Raw genomic sequence first — 21158 nt, forward strand, 5'->3', positions numbered from 1 at the left:
ACATCACCCGGTGGTTGGCCCACCGGGTGATAGAACCATCAGCGCACTGGTGGTGCGTATTGAATGCCGCCGTTGGTCCACAGCGCATTCAGGCCACGGTCGATTTCCAGCGGAGTGCTCTTGCCGAGGTTTTTCTCGAAGACTTCGCCGTAGTTACCGACCTGCTTGACGATTTTCACCACCCAGTCTTTCGGCAGCTTCAGATCTTTACCGTACTCACCGTCAGTGCCCAGCAGACGGGCAACGTCCGGGTTCTTGGTCGACTTGGCTTCAGCCTCGACGTTTTTCGAGGTGATACCGGCCTCTTCGGCGTTGAGCATGGCGTAGCCAACCCAACGAACAATCGCCAGCCACTCATCGTCGCCGTTACGTACGACTGGACCCAGAGGCTCTTTGGAGATGGTTTCCGGCAGAACTACGTAATCTTTAGGCGAAGCCAGTTTGCTGCGCTGTGCATACAACTGGGACTTGTCGGAGGTCAGCACGTCGCAACGACCGGATTCCAGCGACTTGGCGCTTTCATCGGAGGTGTCGAAAGTAATCGGGGTGTACTTCAGGCCGTTGGCACGGAAGTAGTCGGACACGTTCAGCTCGGTGGTGGTACCGGCTTGAATACAGATGGTCGCACCATCCAGTTCCTTGGCACTTTTCACGCCCAGCTTGCTGTTGGCCAGGAAGCCTACGCCGTCGTAATAAGTAATGAAGCCAGGAAACTTCAGGCCCATGCCCGCGTCACGGGAACTGGTCATGGTGGAGTTACGCGACAGCATGTCGATTTCGCCGGATTGAAGCGCGGTGAAACGCTCCTTGGCATTCAACTGGCTGAATTTCACCTTGGTCGCGTCGCCGAATACGGCAGCGGCAACGGCGCGGCAGTAATCAGCATCGATACCGACGATCTTGCCGGTGGAGTCCGGAACCGAAAAACCTGGCAAACCGTCGCTCACGCCACATTGCACAAAGCCTTTCTTCTGCACCGCATCCAGGGTTGCACCCGCCTGAGCGAACCCACTGACACCGAGTACTGCGGCCGCAGTCACGACTGCCAGGGTGGATTTCAACATCTTCATTCAAACCTCCAGTTTTGCTCTTGTTGTGTCGGAGCTTGAGTCCTGCCGCACCCTTATGAGGCGCTGTTAACCCGTGTTGGCATTTCTTTGGGTCAAGCGGCGTAAGACCTTAGCTATGAGTCTAGTAGGAGAAAATCCACATAATGGAAAACTCACTTCTCACCAATCGGCCGAACGGGCTGTAGCCCTTTTACGTTCGCGAAGCCCGTAGCGGCCACTGGCGAACATCCATCACCGGATTCTTGCTATCCCACAGCCGACAGTGACTGATAGTGTTACCGCCGTGGCTGAGAGCAATCACTTCGTCTTCCCCATAGCAAGGCCCGTACCATAGTTGTGGCTTAAGCGTTTCAGCCATGGATCAATAGAAAAACTTATAGAATCACGACATTTTATTAACCAACAAACCAGTCGCGCCCTATCTTCTCGCACTGCCCGGGAGTACGCGCACCACAATGGAGCAACCATGACCGAGCCCTTGATTCTTCAGCCCAACAAGCCTGTCGATGCCTGCGTTATATGGCTGCACGGCCTGGGCGCCGACCGCTATGACTTCCTGCCGGTGGCCGAAGCCCTGCAGGAAAGCCTGTTGACCACCCGCTTCGTCCTGCCCCAGGCGCCGACCCGCGCAGTGACCATCAACGGTGGTTACGAGATGCCGAGCTGGTACGACATCAAGGCCATGAGCCCCGCCCGGAGCATCAATCATGAAGAGCTGGAGGTGTCGGCCCAAACCGTCATAACGCTGATCGAAGAGCAGCGAGCCAGCGGAATAGACGCCTCGCGGATATTTCTTGCAGGGTTTTCCCAAGGCGGCGCCGTCGTGCTGCACAGCGCTTTCCTGAAATGGCAGGGACCGCTGGGTGGCGTACTTGCCCTCTCTACCTATGCGCCGACATTCAGCGATGAACTGGAGCTTTCAGCCAGCCAACAGCGGATCCCGGTGCTGTGCCTGCATGGCCAATACGACGATGTCGTGCAGAACTCCATGGGACGCAGTGCGTACGAGCATTTGAAGACCCGTGGTGTCACCGCGACATGGCAGGAATACCCAATGGGTCACGAAGTGTTACCCGAAGAAATTCGTGATATTGGCGTCTGGCTCGCGGATCGCTTGCGCTAATACAGAAACTTCCTGTAGCTGTATGAGCAACACACTACGCCGCGCCGGTTTCTTGCATTACACTGGCCGGCGTACATTCCTTAACCAATTGATGAGATGACCGTGCTCAAAGCACTCAAGAAAATGTTCGGTAAAAGCGAGGCTGAGCAGCTCGCGCCCAGCTCCAGCGCACCTTCCCACACACCCAGCAGCCGCACCGACGGTCATCAGCCTGGCCGGACCGCAGCTGTCGCGGCACCGAAACATACGCCCGCGAACACACCGGCCGCCGAGTCTGTTGCGGAAAAACCGCGCAGCGAAACGCCAAAACCTGCGCAACCGCGCCGCGAACGTGCGCCGAAACCGCCCGTAGTCGCCTGGAAACTCGAAGATTTCGTCGTAGAGCCCCAGGAAGGCAAAACCCGCTTCCATGATTTCAAGTTGGCCCCGGAACTGATGCACGCCATCCAGGACCTGGGTTTCCCGTACTGCACACCGATCCAGGCGCAAGTATTGGGTTTTACCCTGGCCGGCAAAGACGCCATCGGTCGCGCCCAGACCGGCACCGGTAAAACCGCCGCATTCCTGATCTCGATCATCACCCAGCTGCTGCAAACCCCGCCGCCAAAAGAGCGCTACATGGGTGAGCCACGGGCGCTGATCATTGCTCCGACCCGTGAACTGGTGGTGCAGATCGCCAAGGACGCGGCCGACCTGACCAAGTACACCGGTCTCAACGTCATGACCTTCGTTGGCGGCATGGACTTCGACAAGCAACTCAAGCACCTCGAAGCCCGCCACTGCGACATCCTCGTCGCGACCCCGGGCCGCCTGCTGGACTTCAACCAGCGCGGCGACGTGCACCTGGACATGGTCGAAGTGATGGTGCTCGACGAAGCCGACCGGATGCTCGACATGGGTTTCATCCCACAAGTGCGTCAGATCATTCGCCAGACCCCACCGAAAAGCGAACGTCAGACCCTGCTGTTCTCCGCCACCTTCACCGAAGACGTGATGAACCTGGCCAAGCAATGGACCACCGACCCGTCCATCGTTGAGATCGAATCCGAGAACGTTGCCAGCGAAAACGTCGAACAGCACATCTACGCCGTTGCCGGCGCCGATAAATACAAGCTGCTCTACAACCTGATCACCGACAACGGCTGGGAACGGGTGATGGTCTTCGCCAACCGCAAGGATGAAGTGCGGCGCATCGAAGAACGCCTGGTGCGTGACGGCGTCAACGCGGCCCAACTGTCGGGGGACGTTCCGCAGCACAAGCGCATCAAGACCCTGGAAGGATTCCGCGAAGGCAAGATCCGCGTGCTGGTGGCCACCGATGTTGCCGGTCGCGGGATTCACATCGACGGTATCAGCCACGTGATCAACTTCACCCTGCCGGAAGTGCCAGACGATTACGTACACCGCATCGGTCGTACCGGTCGTGCTGGCGCCGAGGGCGTGTCCATCAGCTTTGCCGGTGAAGACGACTCCTACCAGCTACCGTCCATCGAGGCGTTGCTGGGTCGCAAGATCAGTTGTGAAACCCCGCCGACTCATCTGTTGCGAGCGGTTGAACGCAAACGCCCTTAAACTCGCGTCGCAACGACAAAGCGCAGCCGGAAACGGACTGCGCTTTTTTTGCGCCTGGATATTGCCAAACGGAACAATAAGTCCAGAATGGACAAATTAGTTTATTTGCGAATCCACGGAGCATCCGCATGCCCAGCACACCTTATGTGATCGCCAAACCCCAGGCCCGCGAACTGCTTGAGCAAGTCGACGTGCCGAAGATCCTGCGCAAGCTGTTCCGCGATCTGGCCGCGGGTCAGGCCGTGCAACCGGCCCAGCAATGGGTGGAGTTTCCGCAAGGCGCCGGTGACTTCATCAACTACCTCGGGGTATTGGCCGAAGACGGTGTATACGGCGTGAAAACCTCGCCCTACATCGTGCGCCAGGACGGTCCCCTGGTGACCGCCTGGACGCTGCTGATGTCGATGCACACCGGCCAGCCGTTGCTGCTCTGCGATGCTGGTGAACTGACCACCGCGCGCACCGCCGCGACCACTGCTGTCGCCATTGATGCACTCGCCCCGCCGAACGCCAAGCATCTGGCAATCATCGGCAGCGGCCCGGTCGCCCAGGCTCACCTGCATTACGCGAGGAGCGTGCGGGAATGGCAAAGCATCAGCCTCTATTCGCCGAACCTGGCGAACCGGGATCCGCACTTGCTCGCACAACTGACGGCCATCGACTCACGCTTGAAGGTGTTCGATAGCCGCGAAGTCGCGATCCAGGACGCCGATGTGATCATGCTCTGCACCTCCTCTGCCGGTCCCGTCATCGACCCACGGACCCTGAGCAAACCGACACTGATTACCTCCATCAGTACTAACGCGGTGCGCGCCCACGAGGTGCCGCCTGCAACACTCAGCGAGATGCAGGTCTATTGCGACTATCGCCTGACCACTCCGGATTCCGCCGGCGAAATGCTGATTGCCAGTGAACAGCATGGCTGGGACAAAAGTGCGATTGCGGGCGACCTGGCCGAACTGCTGAGCGAACAGACGCCACGTCCGGCTTATGATCGCCATGTATTCTTCCGTTCCATCGGTCTGGGCCTGGAAGACATCGCCCTGGCCAATGCCCTTTATCATCTACAAAAACAACCGGCCTAAATCCGCAGGAGCAGGGGGGGCGCCTAGCCCTTGCCCGCGATGCAGACGCCGCGGTTTGTCATAAACCTGCGGCGATGCTATCGCGGGCAAGCCTTGCTCCTACATCCCCCCACAGGAGACGTTTATGACCCAGGCAGACTTCATCATCATCGGCGGTGGTATCGCCGGTGCTTCCAGCGGTTTTTGGCTGTCACGACACGGTCGGGTAATCGTGCTCGAACGCGAATCCCACCCGGCCTATCACTCCACCGGGCGTTCGGCCGCTTTGTACACCGCCGCTTACGGTACGCCGCAAGTGCGCGCACTGACCCAGGCCAGCCGGGACTTCTTCGATGCGCCGCCTGCCGGTTTTTGCGAACACCCGCTGCTGACCCCGCGTGGAGAGATGACGGTCGACTTCACTGGCGACCCGAACGAGTTGAACAATCAGTACCTGAGCGCCAAGGCGACCGTGCCGCAGATGCAACTGCTCAGCGCCGACGAAGCTTGTGCCCGCATGCCGATCCTGCGTCGCGAGAAGGTTCACGGAGCGATCTACGACCCAACCGCCACGGACATCGACACCGATGCCCTGCATCAAGGCTACCTGCGCGGCATCCGCCGCAACCAAGGCGAAGTGCATACCGACAGCGAAGTCCTGAGCCTGACGCGCGATGCCGACAACCTCTGGCACGTGAAAACCGCCGAGCAGACCTTTAGCGCACCGATCATCATCAATGCGGCCGGCGCCTGGGCCGACCAACTCGGTGAGATGGCCGGCGCCAAACCTCTGGGCCTGGTCCCCAAACGTCGTGCAGCCTTCATCTTCGCCGGCCCCGAAGGTGTGGATATCCACGACTGGCCGATGCTGGTCAGCCTCGACGAATCGTTCTACATGAAGCCCGATGCCGGAATGTTCCTCGGTTCGCCAGCCAATGCCGACCCGGTCGAGCCGCATGACGTGCAGCCCGAAGAGCTGGACATCGCCATGGGCATTTACCAGATCGAAGAAGCCACCACCCTGACCATCCGTCGACCAACCCGCACCTGGGCGGGTTTACGCAGTTTTGTCGGCGACGGTGATCTGATCAGCGGCTTCGATCCGCATGTACCGGGGCTGTTCTGGGTCGCTGCGCAGGGCGGTTACGGCATTCAAACCTCGCCCGCCATGGGCCAGGCCAGTGCCGCGCTGGTTCGTGGCGAAGCCTTGCCGGAACAACTCAGCCGCTTCGGCCTCAGCGCCGCGATGCTCTCCCCTTCCCGCCTTGGCTGAACCTGCCTGCGGGGTGACGTCTGCCCCCGATTACGGCAAACTCCCAGCGCCCTTTTTCTACAGGGCGCTGATTGCCTGGAGCAACACCCATGACCCCACCTCTTCAAGATCCCGCACTGGATAACTACCGGGCGATCGCCGACGCCATTGCCACGCTGTTTTTCCCCCACGCCGAGGTGGTGCTGCACGACCTGCGCACGCAGAAAATCGACTACATCGCCAACAACCTGTCCAAGCGTGAAGTCGGTGACGATGCCGCACTGGAAGACATGCTCAGCGAAGAAGTCAGCGAGCGGAATATCGGACCGTACGAAAAGCTCAATTGGGATGGGCAAAAGATCCGCAGCCTCAGCAGCGTGCTGCGCGACAGCGAAGGGCGTCCGATTGCCGTGCTGTGCATCAACCTGAATATCTCGCTGTTTGAAAACGCCAAGGCGGCGTTGGATCTGTTTCTCTCACCGAGTAAATTGATCCCGCAACCTGACGCGCTGTTTCGCGACGACTGGCAGGAGCGCATCAACACCTTCCTGCATAACTGGCTGCGAGAGCGACAATTGGGTCTGAATATGCTGACTCGCGAGCACAAACGCGAGCTGGTGTTGGCGTTGCACGCCGAAGGCGCCTTCAAAGGCAAAAGCGCCTCCAACTATGTAGCCAACGTGCTGAACATGGGACGGGCGACGGTGTACAAACATTTGAAAGAATTGAAAGTCTAAAACCTTAAAAGGTTGAAATTAGCCGTGTGGCGAGGGAGCTTGCTCCCGTGGGCCGGTCCGCGTTCGGGCGAAGCGGCCCTGAATTCAGGCAGTGCGCTCTGTCAGGTACAAAGCGCTTGCCAGGTTCACGACTGCTTTGCAGCCGAGCGGGAGCAAGCTCCCTCGCCACAGATCAATCAATCGCCGTAGATATCCGACTTGAAGTACTTGGCTTCAATCTTCTGGTATTCGCCATTGGCGCGAATCCCATCGATGGCATTGTTCAGTTGGCTAACCAATTCGGTGTTGCCCTTGCGCACCGCAATCCCGGCGCCCTCACCCACATATTTCGGGTCCTTGAGCTCCGGCCCGACAAAGGCGTAGCCCTTGCCGCGCGGCATCGACAGGAAGTCGCTCAGCGGAATGGTATCGGCGAAAATGGCATCCAGACGCCCGGCGGCCAGGTCCATGTAGATCTCTTCATTGTTGCTGTAGCGCGCCACCTTGATGCCCTTGGGCTCGAAGACTTCCGTGGCGTAACGGTCGGTGGTGGTTGCCCGTTGCACACCAATGGTCTTGCCCTTGAGGCTTGCGTACTGGTCATCAACCACCGCACCGTCTTTCATCACCAGCCGCGATGAGGTGAAGTAGTACTTGTGGGTGAAGTCCACCGACTTTTTACGGTCTTCGTTAATGGTCATGGACGACAGCGCAGCGTCGATTTTCTTCACCTTGAGCGAAGGAATCAAACCATCGAACTCGCCCTCGACCCACTCGCACTTGACCTTCATCTGGGCGCACAACGCGTTGCCGATGTCGTAGTCGAAACCGGTGATTTTTCCATCCGAAGTCTTGGAGGCAAACGGCGGATACGCCGCTTCGATACCAATGCGCAGGGTTTTCTCGGCGGCAAACAGACTGCTGCACGCCAACAGGCTCAGGGCCAGGCCACCGATCAGGGGGAGCTTCTTCATGTTCGTTTTCTCGCGGGTTGTTGTTGGTTTGGCAAGACAGAAGAAAGTGAAACGGGAAACGCCTTTTTTTGTACTTATAATTCCATACTGGACTTTTATGTATTTTCCGTCAATCGGGCGTGCGCAGTTCTTTGCGCCCTTGGTCGGGCGGTGAATCAGAGAGAGTTTGGGCGCGTCTGTTGGCCTCATCGCGGGCAAGCCTTGCTCCTACGGTTTTATGTCGTTCGCGAATACGCGGTCGACTCAACACCTGTAGGAGCGGGGGGACGCCTAGTTCTTGCCCGCGATGACGTACTCAAGAGCGCTGAGGGACTACTTCTTCCAGCGATCAGCCGCCGCGTGATCACTGTCGCGCCCTTCCACCCAGCGCGGGCCGTCGTTGGTGGTTTCTTTTTTCCAGAACGGTGCTCGGGTTTTCAGGTAGTCCATAACAAAGGCGCAGGCGTCGAATGCCGCCTGGCGATGGGCACTCGCCGCGCCGACGAAAACGATCGGTTCGCCCGGCTCCAATGCGCCGATGCGGTGCAGCACTTCCAGTTTGAGCAGCGGCCAGCGTTGCTCGGCCTCGACGGCAATCTTGCCGAGGGCCTTTTCGGTCATGCCCGGGTAGTGTTCAAGAAACATCCCGGCCACATCGAGCCCGTCGTTGAAGTCGCGGACATAACCGACAAAACTCACCACCGCACCGACGCCGACATTCGCCGCGTGCATCGCATTGACTTCAGCGCCAGGGTCGAACGCCGTGGACTGCACGCGAATCGCCATGGATCAGCCTCCGGTAACGGTGGGGAAAAACGCCACTTCATCACCATCGACGAGCGGTTCGTCGAGCTGGCACAAGTCTTCATTACGCGCGCACATCAGGTTCTGCTCGCTCAGCACCTCGGCGCCCTCGCGTTGCACCAACAGCAAGCGCACATCGTCGACCGAAGCGAAATCACCTTCGACGCTCAACGAATCAACACCCAGCGCCTCGCGGTAACGGGCAAAAAACTTCACTGTCAGCTTCATTGATCGGCCACCTGATAATGCCCGCTCTTGCCGCCGAGCTTCTCCAGCAGGCGCACGGTTTCGATGACCATGCCACGGTCCACGGCCTTGCACATGTCGTAGATCGTCAATGCTGCGACACTGGCTGCGGTCAGTGCTTCCATTTCAACCCCGGTCTGCCCGGACAGTTTGCAGCGGGCGACGATGCGCACCGCATCGAGGCCTTCGGCACTGAGCTCGACCTTGACGCTGGTGAGCATCAACGGATGGCACAGCGGGATCAAATCGGAGGTTTTCTTCGCCGCCTGAATGCCAGCGATGCGCGCCACGGCAAACACGTCACCTTTGGGGTGACCACCGCTGACAATCATTTGCAGGGTTTCAGGGAGCATACGCACAAGCGCTTCGGCCGTGGCTTCACGGAACGTCACGGCTTTTTCGGTGACGTCGACCATATTGGCGCGACCTTGGGAATCGAGATGAGTCAGCACAGCCTTACTCCTGATCAGGAGCCCCGATTGTAAACCCGTGGGTCAATTTTTCGCGAGTTTGATTGTTGAATCGATACGCCCCTGTAGGAGGGGATGGTCGTCGGGCATAAAAAACCAGGCGGCTTTGGGGCCGCCCGGTTCTGGTGGGACATTTACAAATGCGATTCGGCGTATTCGGCCAGAATCGAACGTGGCACCCCTTGCAGGGTGATGTGCACCCCGTTGGGGAAGTCCTTGAAGCGTTCAGTCAGGTAAGTCAGCCCGGAGCTGGTCGCGGACAGGTAAGGGGTGTCGATCTGCGCCAGGTTGCCCAGGCACACCACTTTGGAACCGGCGCCGGCACGGGTGATGATGGTTTTCATCTGGTGCGGCGTGAGGTTCTGGCATTCGTCGATCAGGATCAGGCTTTGCTGGAAGCTGCGGCCCCGGATGTAGTTGAGGGATTTGAACTGCAACGGCACTTTGCTGAGGATGTAGTCGACGCTGCCATGGGTACTTTCGTCATCCATGTGCAAGGCTTCGAGGTTGTCGGTGATGGCGCCCAGCCAAGGCTCCATTTTTTCTGCTTCGGTGCCCGGCAGGAAACCGATCTCCTGGTCCAGCCCCTGCACGCTACGGGTGGCGATGATGCGCCGGTAGCGTTTGCTGACCATGGTCTGCTCGATTGCCGCAGCCAGCGCCAGGATGGTTTTACCCGAACCCGCAGCACCCGACAGGTTGACCAGGTGAATGTCCGGGTCGAGCAAGGCGTACAGCGCCAGGCTCTGATAGATGTCGCGTGGTTTCAGGCCCCAGGCTTCCTGGTGCAACAGGGGTTCCTGATGCAGGTCGAGGATCAGCAGCTTGTCGACCTGGATTTCCTTGATCCAGCCGACAAAGCCCTGTTCGTCGATGATGAACTCGTTGATATGCACGGCCGGCAGGTTGTCGATCAGTTGCACCTGGTGCCAGGTGCGGCCATGGTCCTGACGGGTTTCGACCTTGCTCACACGGTCCCAGAACGAGCCCGTCATGTTGTGATACCCGTTGGGCAGCAACGACACGTCGTCAACCAACTGGTCAGTGCTGTAGTCCTCGGCCGCAATCCCGCAGGCCCGGGCCTTGAGGCGCATGTTGATGTCTTTGGTCACCAGCACCACGCGCAGTTCCTTGTCCCGCGCGTGCAGGTCGATCAACTGGTTGATGATGATGTTGTCGTTCAAGTGTTCGGGCAGAACGATGTTCGGCTCGGTACGCTTGCTCATCAGAATCGACAGCAAACCCTTGGGCCCGCTTTTTCCGCGCTGGATCGGTACACCCTGTTCAACGTCTTCGGGAGAGGCGTCGCCCAGTGTGTTGTCGATCAGCCGAATGGCCTGACGACATTCGGCCGCAACGCTGTGATGGCCGCTCTTGAGCTTGTCCAGCTCTTCAAGGACGGTCATCGGGATGGCAACGTGGTGTTCTTCGAAGTTCAGGAGCGCGTTTGGATCGTGGATCAATACGTTGGTATCGAGTACATAAAGGATTGGCAGGTTGGAGGGGCTACGTCCGTGATCATCCATACTCGGTCACCTTTGTGGGAGCCAGTCGACGCAATACCATGACAGTGCTGCGCCTCGAAGTGGCCACCGAATTCACCTGCCGTACTGAAATGAACTGCACGACTCAAGTGAACTGCACACACGGGGTCTTGGAAGACGCCACCTGTGTTGCAGGTTTCGGCGGTCTGTCTTCGTAATACTCCAAAACCCATGACAGAAAAAAGCACTTTGACGCTTTTTTGAAGTTTATTTTTCAGAGTGACGAAAAGCCCTTGGCGCGCCGCGCCGGCACCGTTAAAGTCGGAAGTCCGTCTGTATCTAAATCCCTTCTGAAATTCCCCCTGCCCCACTGTTTACTGGGTTCCGCGTTTCAGCGAAAAGCCTCCTGACAATCTTCCCAGCCGATCCCGCTTTGCGCGGTGTGCATCAGCAGCCAGGGCATTGCCGTTTTCACCACGTCCTGTTTGGCGTTGAAATTGATCACCCCGTGGCGCCACAGCAGCATCAATGTCAGCACCCGCTGTGCGCTCTGCTCAGCCGTGAGCTGCCGACTGCCGTCCGCAGGATCGATGTCCCACAGCGCAACCTGCACCCCCTGAGCCTTGAAGAAACCCTGCGCATCGGCGCGACGCTGGCCGTTCGGCGGGCGGAACAACGGCACGAAGTTTTCTGGCAGTTTGCTCTTCACCAGTTCGACGCTGCGAGTCACTGAGTACTGCCAATCCTGCCAATGGCTGTGGGAGCGAAATTCCCAGCCCTGCACCCCGATGCATTGCTTTGAGTACAACGTTTGCAGCTCGGCCACCGAATGCTGTGCCAAGCGGTTCTGGATATCGCTGCCCAGTACAAAAAAGGTCCCGCTCAGGTTCGCCTTGCGCAGGTACTCGGCCAGCCACGCTGTGTTGTCCGGCGCAAGGTTGGCGGCGCTATCGAAACTCAGCACAAACAGCCGATCGTTGAGTTCATCGCCGTTACGCTCGTAGTCGCCAAACAGTTCGACTTCGCTACTGGTCTGCGGAAACAGCGCGGCCTTGCGCAATTGTTCGTCCAGATAGCGCTCGTGAAAATGCCGGCTCGGCTCGGCCCAGCGGGCGTAATAGGAGTCTTCGCCGAGTTCGAACTTGGCGGCCTGCTCGCGCAGGGTGTCCATGTCTTCGACCAGAAAACAGAAGGACGCATCCTGATCGCAGCTCTGCTGGGCAAAGTTATAGTTGGCAAGCAAACGCTTCCACATACGCGCGCGCAGCGTGTTGATCGACTCGAGGTTGATCATGCGCAACCCCAGGCGCTGCTTTAAAGCAGCTTCATCCAGCGCTTCACTGGCGAGCAAGGCCCGGGCGAAGGTGAGGATTTCCGCACGTGAAGCGACATCGAACAGGGTCGGGCTGCCCAGTTGCTCCGGCCAGGTGCTGCGGTCCAGCGTGGCAGGGTCGTTGGGCGCGGCATAGGCACTCACGCTGAACAACCAGGCACAAAACAGTAAAGCGATACGCAAAGGGATGTCTCCATAACAAAACCCGCGCGGCACTATAGCTGATCTTGCGACCCTCCCTGCTGCGCCTGCGTACCCAATGTGGCGAGGGAGCTTGCTCCCGCTCGATCGCGAAGCGGTCGCAAAGCCAGCGACCACGATTTGCCTGACATGATGAAGTTGCAAACTTCAGGGCCGCTTCGCAGCCCAACGGGAGCAAGCTCCCTCGCCACAAAGGACTCGACACCACCGATCAGCTATCACTTCCATAGCTGGAGTCAACCGGGACAACCCCCTAGAATCCCCGCACGATTAAAGGAGACGACTTCATGCTGATGGTGATTTCCCCCGCCAAGACCCTCGATTACGAAACACCGCCGGCCACCCAGCGTTTCACTCAACCGCAATACCTGGACCATTCCCAGGAGCTGATCCTGCAATTGCGCGAGCTGAGCCCGGCACAGATCAGCGAGTTGATGCACGTTTCCGACAAGATCGGCGGCCTCAACGCTGCACGCTTCGGCAGCTGGACCCCGGCGTTTACGCCAGCCAATGCCAAGCAGGCGCTGCTGGCGTTCAAGGGTGACGTGTACACCGGCATGAATGCCCAGACCTTCAGCGAAGCCGATTTCGACTACGCCCAGCAACACTTGCGCATGCTCTCGGGCCTCTACGGCCTGCTGCGCCCGCTGGACCTGATGCAACCGTATCGGCTGGAGATGGGCACCAAACTGGCCAATGCCCGCGGCAAGGACCTGTATGCCTTCTGGGGCACGCAAATCAGCGAATGGCTGAACGAAGCCCTGGCCGAGCAAGGCGATGACGTGCTGCTCAACCTCGCCTCCAACGAGTACTTCTCGGCGGTCAAACGCAGCGCCTTGAACGCCCGGATCATCAACACCGAGTTCAAGGACCTGAAGAACGGCCAGTACAAGATCATCAGCTTCTACGCGAAGAAAGCCCGCGGGATGATGAGCCGTTTCGTGATCCAGGAACGCATCAACGACCCGGCTGCGCTCAAGCAATTTGACGTGCAGGGTTACCGTTACAGCGCCGAACAGTCGAAACCCGACAACCTGGTTTTCCTGCGCGACCACGCCCCCGAATAAAGCATCACGATGGCGCACGACATTGATCAATGTGCGTGCGCCGAAACGTGGTTTCCCCCTCCATCTCCCTCGCCCAATTCGTCATTTTTTTGGCGCCAAAAACACATCAATTCCATTTATGAAATTTCTTTCACTCGACAAGCGTGAATTTTTTCAGTAGTGGCACGCATTTTTTTCAAGCGTAGTGGCAAAAAACTATTCACGTTAATTAACTCCCCATTAATAAAGGTCGAAACGGCAAGTGCTATCAATATGAGAGCAGTGCCATCTTTTGCAATATTTCAGAAAATTTCAAAAATCGGGATAAGCCGCCATGAACTATCTGAAAATACACCGCTCATACCACCGGTAACGATTATCTCCGAGCGTGTACGAGATAACTTACACAGCGTGCAGGCCCTATCGCCAAGTTGTCATATTCAACTTTGCTTTCAGGCCACTTATTTGCAATAACAGGAGATAACGCACCATTACTATCCCCTACAAGGCCAAGGCTGCCCCCCCTGTAAACGTGCTCACCTGAGCATCTGAGTGCTTGATATTGCTGGCTTTATGCCAACTTTCAAGTACCACCAGCCTTTTGCACCACGGTATTCAAAAGAAATGCCGGCTGCAGTTCAGGGCACGCCTTCACTATCAGGCCAAGTTTCGCACACCTTGAGTGCACTTATTTAGACACTCGGAATTGAGTATGCCTGCACACGGTATTGTGGCGCCTGCCGTCCACACTTCCGAGTGCACTTCGACCGCTGAACACTATTAACTTCGCGCCTTTAATGGCGTGATCAATACAGAGGTAATTGCGATGCGCATCAGCATATTTGGTTTGGGTTACGTCGGCGCAGTCTGTGCCGGTTGCCTGTCTGCACGAGGCCACGACGTGGTTGGCGTGGACATTTCCAAAGACAAGATCGACCTGATCAATGCCGGTAAATCTCCGATCGTTGAACCGGGTCTGGGCGAGCTGCTGACCCAGGGCATTCATACCGGTCGTCTGCGCGGCACCACCAACTTCGCAGAAGCCATCCGTGACACCGACCTGTCGATGATCTGCGTCGGTACACCGAGCAAGAAGAACGGCGATCTGGAACTCAACTACATCGAATCGGTGTGCCGCGAGATCGGCTTTGTCCTGCGTGACAAAACCACCCGCCACACCATCGTGGTCCGCAGCACCGTGTTGCCGGGCACCGTGAAAAACGTGGTGATTCCGATTCTCGAAGACTGCTCGGGCAAAAAGGCCGGCGTCGATTTCGGCGTTGCCGTGAACCCTGAGTTCCTGCGTGAAAGCACCGCGATCAAGGACTACGACCTGCCACCGATGACGGTCATCGGTGAGTTCGACAAGGCCAGCGGTGACGTTCTGCAATCGCTGTACGAAGAGCTCGACGCGCCGATCATCCGCAAGGACATCGAAGTCGCCGAGATGATCAAGTACACCTGCAACGTCTGGCATGCCACCAAAGTGACCTTCGCCAACGAGATCGGCAACATCGCCAAAGCGGTCGGCGTCGATGGTCGCGAAGTGATGGAAGTGGTCTGCCAGGACAAGACCCTCAACCTGTCCCAGTACTACATGCGCCCGGGCTTCGCATTTGGTGGCTCGTGCCTGCCGAAGGACGTGCGCGCCCTGACCTACCGCGCAAGCTCCCTGGACATCGAAGCGCCGCTGCTCAACTCGCTGATGCGCAGTAACGAATCCCAGGTGCAGAACGCCTTTGACATCGTTTCCAGCCACGACAAACGCAAAGTCGCCCTGCTCGGCCTGAGCTTCAAGGCCGGCACCGATGACCTGCGCGAAAGCCCGCTGGTGGAGCTGGCGGAAATGCTGATCGGCAAGGGTTACGACCTGAGCATCTACGACAGCAACGTCGAATACGCCCGCGTCCACGGTGCGAACAAGGATTACATCGAGTCGAAGATTCCTCACGTCTCGTCCTTGCTCAACTCGGACTTCGACTCGGTGATCGACAACTCCGACGTGATCATCCTCGGCAACCGCGACGAGAAGTTCCGCGCCCTGGCCGAGACCGCGCCGCACGGCAAGCAAGTGGTCGACCTGGTCGGCTTCATGTCCAAAGCCACCAGCGTCAGTGGCCGCACCGAAGGTATCTGCTGGTAACCGCCGTTCCCCGTAGGCGCTGGTTCTGCCAGCGCCTACGACTGCTCATCGCCGAAACACAATGGATGCAGATTATGCACAGGCTAAAGCACCGCCTACTTCAGGCTGCCGGTTGGCTGTTTTACCTCAGTTTATTGATGGGCATCGCCATGGCGCTGCCTGTGAGCACTTTCGACTCGCAGTCCAAGGACTTCATTTTCCTGATTGGCGCCGTTGGTATCTGGCGCTATTCGATGGGTGCCACGCACTTTCTGCGCGGCATGCTGTTTCTCTACGTGGTCTACCCGCACCTGCGGCGCAAAGTGCGCAAGCTCGGCAAGACGGCAGACCCGTCCCACGTGTTTTTGATGGTCACCAGTTTTCGTATCGACGCGCTGACCACCGCCCAGGTCTACAGCTCGGTGATTCGCGAAGCGATCGAGTGCGAGCTTCCGACCACCGTGGTCTGCTCGATCGTGGAAATGTCCGATGAGCTGTTGGTGAAAAGCCTCTGGGCCAAAATGAACCCGCCGGACCGGGTCAAGCTCGACTTCGTGCGCATCCCCGGCACCGGCAAACGCGATGGCCTGGCCTTCGGTTTCCGCGCCATCTCGCGCCACCTGCCGGACGACCGCGCGGTCGTGGCGGTGATCGATGGCGACACCGTGCTTGCCGAAGGCGTAGTACGTAAAACCGTGCCGTGGTTCCAGCTGTTCGGCAATGTCGGCGGCCTGACCACCAACGAGTTTTGCGAAGTGCGCGGCGGCTACATCATGAGCGAATGGCACAAGCTGCGCTTCGCCCAGCGTCACATCAACATGTGCTCGATGGCCCTGTCCAAGCGCGTGCTGACCATGACCGGGCGCATGTCGGTATTTCGCGCCAGCGTGGTCACCGACCCGGACTTCATCGCCGACGTCGAAAGCGACTCGCTGCAACACTGGCGCCTGGGCCGTTTCAAGTTTCTCACCGGCGACGACAAGTCCAGCTGGTTCAGCCTGATGCGCCTGGGTTACGACACCTTCTACGTGCCCGACGCGGCGATCAACACCGTTGAACACCCGCCGGAAAAGAGCTTCATCAAGGCCAGCCGCAAGCTGATGTTCCGCTGGTACGGCAACAATCTGCGGCAGAACTCCCGGGCACTGGGCCTGGGGATGAAACGCCTGGGCCTGTTCACCTCGGTGGTGCTGTTCGACCAACGCGTGTCGATGTGGACCTCGCTGCTGGGCCTGACCGTGGCACTGATCGCCAGCTTCAAATACGGCACTGCGTTCATCCTCGTGTACCTGCTGTGGATCGGCATCACCCGCCTGATCCTGACCCTGTTGCTCTCCTGCTCGGGACACAAGATCGGCCCGGCCTACCCGGCGATTCTTTATTACAACCAGATCGTTGGCGCGCTGGTGAAGATCTACGTGTTCTTCCGCCTCGACCAACAGTCCTGGACCCGTCAGGACACCAAATTGACCCGTGATCTGGCCAGCTTTCAACGTTGGTTCAACACCTGGTCGTCTCGGACCATGACCTTCTCCGCCGGCAGCATCTTCGTCGCCGTGCTGCTGTTGATGGTCTGACCTGCCTTGCCTGAATTAACGAGGAAATACCCCCTATGAATACCGCCGCGAACATCAACGTAGTGCATGAATCCGAAGCCCAACGCCAACACGCCCGAGTGAAAATCCCGGCCAAGTTGCGCTTCTTCGGACCCGACCGCACGCCTGTGGACGCACGCCTCATCGACCTGTCCGCCGGTGGCCTGAGCTTCAATGCCGGCCAAGTACTGCTCAAGGTCGGGGATGTGCACAAGGGCCGACTGCAATTCTTGATCGACAACCTCGGCCTGGCCATGGACGTCGAGATACAGATTCGCTCGTTCGACCGCCAGACCGGTCGCACCGGTTGCCAGTTCCAGAATCTCGAACCGCAGGACATCTCGACCCTGCGCCACCTGATCACGTCGCACCTGTCCGGTGACATCGTGACCATGGGCGATGTGCTGGCGACCCTGCAACGCGACAACTTCACCAAGGCGCGCAAGCTCAAGGACGGTGGCCACGGCATGAGCGCTTTCGGGCGCTTGCGGGCAGTGACCTTCAGCCTGGGGATTTTCGTCGTCGGCCTCGCAGCGTTCGGCTTCGTTTTCAAATCGGTGTACGGCATGTACTTCGTCAGCCACGCCCAGGCCGGTCTGGTCAGTGTTTCCGGCATGAACGTCACCATGCCTCGCGACGGCACCGTACAAAGCCTGATCAAGACCGATGGCGTTGCGGCCAAGGGCGCGCCACTGGCGACGTTCAGTACCAGCATGCTCGACGTGCTCAAGGGTCATCTGGACGAAAACCAGTTGCAGCCGGCCAAGGTTGAAGAGCTGTTCGGCAAGCAGATGACCGGCACCCTCACCTCGCCGTGCGATTGCACCGTGGCCCAACAAATGGTCGCCGACGGTCAGTACGCCAGCAAAGGCGACGTGATCTTCAAACTGGTGCCGCAGGGCAGCCAGGCCAGTGTCGAAGCACGCTTCTCCTATCGCCAGTTCGCTGACGTGCGTCCGGGTACGAAAGTGAGCTTCCAGATCGCCGGCGAAGACGCTACGCGTACCGGCACCATCGTCAGCAGCACCAGCCTGAAAAGCGAAGACCTGTCGTCCGACATCCGCGTGCAGATCAAGCCTGACGCACCGCTGGACAGCACCTTCGCCGGTCGCCCGGCAGAAGTCAGCAGCAACCGCGGCCCTTCCTTGAACTGGCTGATCGACAAAGCCATGGCCGCGGGTCTTTAAGCGGAGGACATGCCTGTGACCACTCCACCTATCCTCAGAACACCGCGCTCCCACATGGGAACACTGTGCGCAGTCGCCCTTGCGGTGAGCCTGGCCGGTTGCGCCGGCCTGCCCGACCAGCGTCTGGCCAATGAAGCCCTGAAGCGCGGCGACACTGCGCTTGCGCAGCAGAACTACAAACAACTGGCCGACCTGGGTTACAGCGAAGCACAGGTCGGGCTGGCCGATATCCAGGTGGAAAGCCGCGACCCGGCGCAGATCAAAGCCGCCGAAGCCACCTACCGTGCTGCCGCCGATACCTCGCCGCGAGCACAAGCGCGCCTGGGCCGTCTGCTGGTGGCCAAACCGGGATCGACCGAAGCCGAGCAACACGAGGCCGAAGGCCTGCTGAAGAAAGCCTTTGCCAATGGCGAAGGCAACACCCTGATCCCATTGGCCATGCTGTACCTGCAATATCCCCACAGCTTCCCGAACATCAACGCCCAGCAGCAGATCAACCAATGGCGCGCCGCCCGCTATCCGGAAGCCGGTCTGGCGCAAGTGCTGCTGTATCGCACGCAAGGCACTTACGACCAGCACCTGGATGACGTCGAACGCATCTGCAAAGCGTCGCTGAACACCACCGACATCTGCTACGTCGAGCTGGCCACGGTCTATCAGAAACGTGCCCAACCGGAACAACAGGCGCAACTGCTCAAGCAACTGCAGGCCGGTTACAGCCTTGGCAAAGTTTCCGCCCAACGCATGGACAGCGTGGCCCGCGTGCTCGGCGATGCCAGCCTTGGCAAACCGGACGAAAAAACCGCGCAAGCCATGCTCGAGCAAATCGCCCCCGGCTACCCGGCGTCCTGGGTCAGCCTGGCGCAGTTGCTCTACGACTTCCCCGAACTGGGTGACGTCGCCAAGATGATGGAATACCTCGAAAACGGCCGAGCCGCCGATCAGCCGCGCGCCGAACTGTTGCTGGGCAAACTCTACTACGAAGGCAAGTGGGTGCCGGCCGACGCCAAGGTCGCCGAAGCACATTTCCAGAAAGCCGTGGGCAAGGAAGTCGCCGCCGATTACTACCTCGGCCAGATCTACCGCCGTGGCTACCTGGGCAAGGTCTATTCGCAAAAAGCCCTGGACCACTTGCTGACCGCTGCGCGCAACGGCCAGAACAGTGCCGACTTCGCCATCGCCCAGTTGTTTTCCCAAGGCAAGGGCACCAAGCCCAACCCGCTCAACGCCTATGTCTTCAGCCAGTTGGCCAAGACACAAAACACCCCGCAAGCCACTGAGCTGGCGCAAACACTCGAAACCCAATTGCCGCCTGCACAGCTGGCCGAGGCCCAACGTCTGTTGAAACAGGAACAGGCCACACGTGGCGCCTCGAGCCATAGCACGTTGCAAGTCGAGGCCCTGCAAGAAAAAGACGGCGAGGAATCCCTATGAAGCTCAATCCATTCGTTCAAGCCGGAATCGGCCTGACCTTCGCCCTGTTGTGGTCCTGCCCGACATTGGCCGCGATGACTGACACCAAGAACTACGGCCTGGAAGTGAAAGTCACCGGCCAGTCCGAAGACGACAGCGACCTTGGCACCAAGCCCGGCGGCGACGTCAACGGCGTTGCCCTGGACCTGCGTCCATGGGTCTACGGTGAAAGCGGCAACTGGAGCGCCTACGCGATGGGCCAGGCGGTGACTGCGACCGACATCATCGAAACCGACACCTTGCAGTCCGATACGCAAGGCGCCCAGAGCAGCGGCAACAACGGCCGCCAGAGCAAGAAAAATTACCTGGCAATGCGTGAGTTCTGGATCGGTTACAGCGGCCTGACGCCCTACCCCGGCGAGCAGCTGAAACTCGGTCGCCAACGCCTGCGCAACGACGACGGCCAATGGCGCGACACCAACATCGAAGCGCTGAACTGGACCTTCGACACCACCCTGTTGCGGGCTAACGTCGGTGTCGCCGAACGCTTCAGCGAGTACCGCACCGACCTCACCGAACTGGCGCCCAAGGACAAGGATCGCCTGCACGTGTTCGGCGATATCGCAACCCAATGGACGCCTGGTCAATGGGTCGGGCTGCGTGCCCATCACACCCATGATGACGGCAAGCTCGACTTCCCGACACCCGGCGAAGCCCCTGACTCGCTCGCCAAGAAACAAAACGGCGACCTGAGCTGGCTCGGCGTGGAAGCCAACAGCGACGCCTACAACTGGCGTAACACCAACACGGTCAACTACTGGGCCAGCCTCACCGGCATGAGCGGCAACCGTGACACCGTCAATCCGTTGAACGCCGATGGCAGCCGCCCGATCGATGCCTCGAAAAACGGCGACGTCAGCGGCTGGGCCACCGACCTCGGCGTGCGTCTGCGCCTCGATCCGCAATGGCAAGTCGGCGCGGCCTACGCCCGTGCCAGCGCCGATTACGAGCAAAACGGTTTACAGAGTAACCGCTCGAACTACACCGGTACGCGCTCGCGGGTTCACCGTTTTGGCGAGGCCTTCCGTAGCGACATGAACAACATGCAGAGCGCCACGCTGTTCGGCTCCTGGATGCTGCAGGACGATTACGACGCCAGCCTGGTCTACCACAAGTTCTGGCGCGTCGACGGCAACAAGCCGGTCGGCAACAACGGCATCAACGCCGTGGAAAACAACTACGACGACGTCACCGGCGCGCTGCTGTCCAGCACCTCGTTGCCGCTGGTGGATGGCAAGACCGACCTCGGCCAGGAAGTGGATCTGGTGGTCACCAAGTACTTCAAGCAAGGCCTGCTGCCGGCCGGCCTGAGTCAGTCGATCGATGAGCCCTCGGCGCTGGTGCGCTTTCGTGGCGGTGTGTTCAAGCCGGGCGATGCCTACGGCAAACAGGTCGACTCGTACATGCACCGCGCGTTCATCGACGTGATCTGGCGCTTCTGATGCGA

General features: G+C 59.1%; 18 protein-coding genes. 11 read left to right on the forward strand and 7 right to left on the reverse strand.

Translation table 11 applies throughout. The features are described from left to right. Positions 1-38 precede the first annotated feature (38 nt). A complete protein-coding gene (locus tag AO353_RS04615; protein WP_019691964.1) occupies positions 39-1070 on the reverse strand; it encodes an amino acid ABC transporter substrate-binding protein in 1032 nt (343 codons plus the stop codon). Positions 1071-1536: 466 nt separating this feature from the next. On the opposite strand from AO353_RS04615, the gene AO353_RS04620 reads away from it, so the two are divergent. The 5 genes from AO353_RS04620 (at position 1537) to AO353_RS04640 (ending at position 6818) form a co-directional block, all read left to right on the forward strand. Then, the gene (locus AO353_RS04620; protein ID WP_054593892.1) at positions 1537-2193 is read left to right on the forward strand and encodes an alpha/beta hydrolase; all 657 of its coding nucleotides are present in this window, start codon (positions 1537-1539) and stop codon (positions 2191-2193) included. Between the two features lie 96 nt (positions 2194-2289). Further along, positions 2290-3765 carry an ATP-dependent RNA helicase RhlB gene (rhlB, locus tag AO353_RS04625; protein WP_054593893.1) on the forward strand — a complete coding sequence of 492 codons (1476 nt, stop codon included), beginning with the start codon at positions 2290-2292 and terminating at the stop codon, positions 3763-3765. Positions 3766-3893: 128 nt separating this feature from the next. Beyond that, positions 3894-4850 carry an ornithine cyclodeaminase family protein gene (locus tag AO353_RS04630; RefSeq protein WP_054593894.1) on the forward strand — a complete coding sequence of 319 codons (957 nt, stop codon included), beginning with the start codon at positions 3894-3896 and terminating at the stop codon, positions 4848-4850. 124 nt (positions 4851-4974) lie between these two features. Further along, positions 4975-6102, forward strand: a complete 1128-nt coding sequence (locus AO353_RS04635; protein ID WP_054593895.1) for an NAD(P)/FAD-dependent oxidoreductase — start codon at positions 4975-4977, stop codon at positions 6100-6102. 89 nt (positions 6103-6191) lie between these two features. Then, the gene (locus AO353_RS04640; protein ID WP_054593896.1) at positions 6192-6818 is read left to right on the forward strand and encodes a helix-turn-helix transcriptional regulator; all 627 of its coding nucleotides are present in this window, start codon (positions 6192-6194) and stop codon (positions 6816-6818) included. Between the two features lie 176 nt (positions 6819-6994). Here AO353_RS04640 and AO353_RS04645 read toward each other — a convergent pair whose 3' ends face one another. The 6 genes from AO353_RS04645 to AO353_RS04670 form a co-directional block, all read right to left on the reverse strand. Then, a complete protein-coding gene (locus tag AO353_RS04645) occupies positions 6995-7771 on the reverse strand; it encodes an ABC transporter substrate-binding protein (protein ID WP_054593897.1) in 777 nt (258 codons plus the stop codon). 312 nt (positions 7772-8083) lie between these two features. Beyond that, entirely contained in the window at positions 8084-8536 is a 453-nt protein-coding gene (moaE, locus tag AO353_RS04650) for a molybdopterin synthase catalytic subunit MoaE (protein ID WP_054593898.1), read from the reverse strand. 3 nt (positions 8537-8539) lie between these two features. Then, the gene (locus AO353_RS04655; RefSeq protein ID WP_054593899.1) at positions 8540-8782 is read right to left on the reverse strand and encodes a MoaD/ThiS family protein; all 243 of its coding nucleotides are present in this window, start codon (positions 8780-8782) and stop codon (positions 8540-8542) included. Then, a complete protein-coding gene (moaC, locus tag AO353_RS04660) occupies positions 8779-9252 on the reverse strand; it encodes a cyclic pyranopterin monophosphate synthase MoaC (RefSeq protein ID WP_054593900.1) in 474 nt (157 codons plus the stop codon). The genes AO353_RS04655 and moaC overlap by 4 nt, the downstream gene beginning before the upstream one ends. Before the next feature lie 152 nt (positions 9253-9404). Further along, the gene (locus AO353_RS04665) at positions 9405-10796 is read right to left on the reverse strand and encodes a PhoH family protein (RefSeq protein ID WP_054593901.1); all 1392 of its coding nucleotides are present in this window, start codon (positions 10794-10796) and stop codon (positions 9405-9407) included. 349 nt (positions 10797-11145) lie between these two features. Next, complete coding sequence (locus AO353_RS04670) at positions 11146-12270, reverse strand: polysaccharide deacetylase family protein (RefSeq protein WP_054593902.1); 1125 nt, start codon at positions 12268-12270, stop codon at positions 11146-11148. Between the two features lie 305 nt (positions 12271-12575). Between AO353_RS04670 and yaaA the strand changes: the two genes are divergently transcribed. The 6 genes from yaaA (at position 12576) to AO353_RS04700 (ending at position 21153) form a co-directional block, all read left to right on the forward strand. After that, entirely contained in the window at positions 12576-13355 is a 780-nt protein-coding gene (gene yaaA, locus AO353_RS04675; RefSeq protein WP_054593903.1) for a peroxide stress protein YaaA, read from the forward strand. Positions 13356-14160: 805 nt separating this feature from the next. After that, positions 14161-15477: a nucleotide sugar dehydrogenase gene (locus AO353_RS04680; RefSeq protein ID WP_054593904.1), complete on the forward strand. Its 1317-nt coding sequence runs from the start codon at positions 14161-14163 to the stop codon at positions 15475-15477. 74 nt (positions 15478-15551) lie between these two features. Further along, positions 15552-17033 carry a mannuronan synthase gene (gene alg8 / locus AO353_RS04685; protein ID WP_162491268.1) on the forward strand — a complete coding sequence of 494 codons (1482 nt, stop codon included), beginning with the start codon at positions 15552-15554 and terminating at the stop codon, positions 17031-17033. A gap of 35 nt (positions 17034-17068) precedes the next feature. Then, on the forward strand, positions 17069-18238 hold the full coding sequence (locus tag AO353_RS04690) for an alginate biosynthesis protein Alg44 (protein ID WP_054593906.1): 1170 nt from the start codon (positions 17069-17071) through the stop codon (positions 18236-18238). 9 nt (positions 18239-18247) lie between these two features. Further along, positions 18248-19672 (forward strand): alginate biosynthesis TPR repeat lipoprotein AlgK, encoded by a 1425-nt coding sequence (gene algK, locus AO353_RS04695; RefSeq protein WP_081013697.1) that lies wholly within the window; start codon positions 18248-18250, stop codon positions 19670-19672. Further along, a complete protein-coding gene (locus AO353_RS04700; protein WP_054593908.1) occupies positions 19669-21153 on the forward strand; it encodes an alginate export family protein in 1485 nt (494 codons plus the stop codon). The genes algK and AO353_RS04700 overlap by 4 nt, the downstream gene beginning before the upstream one ends. Positions 21154-21158 lie beyond the last annotated feature (5 nt).

Origin of the sequence: Pseudomonas fluorescens (assembly GCF_001307155.1) — a bacterium.
In the GTDB taxonomy this organism is placed as follows: domain Bacteria; phylum Pseudomonadota; class Gammaproteobacteria; order Pseudomonadales; family Pseudomonadaceae; genus Aquipseudomonas; species Aquipseudomonas helvetica.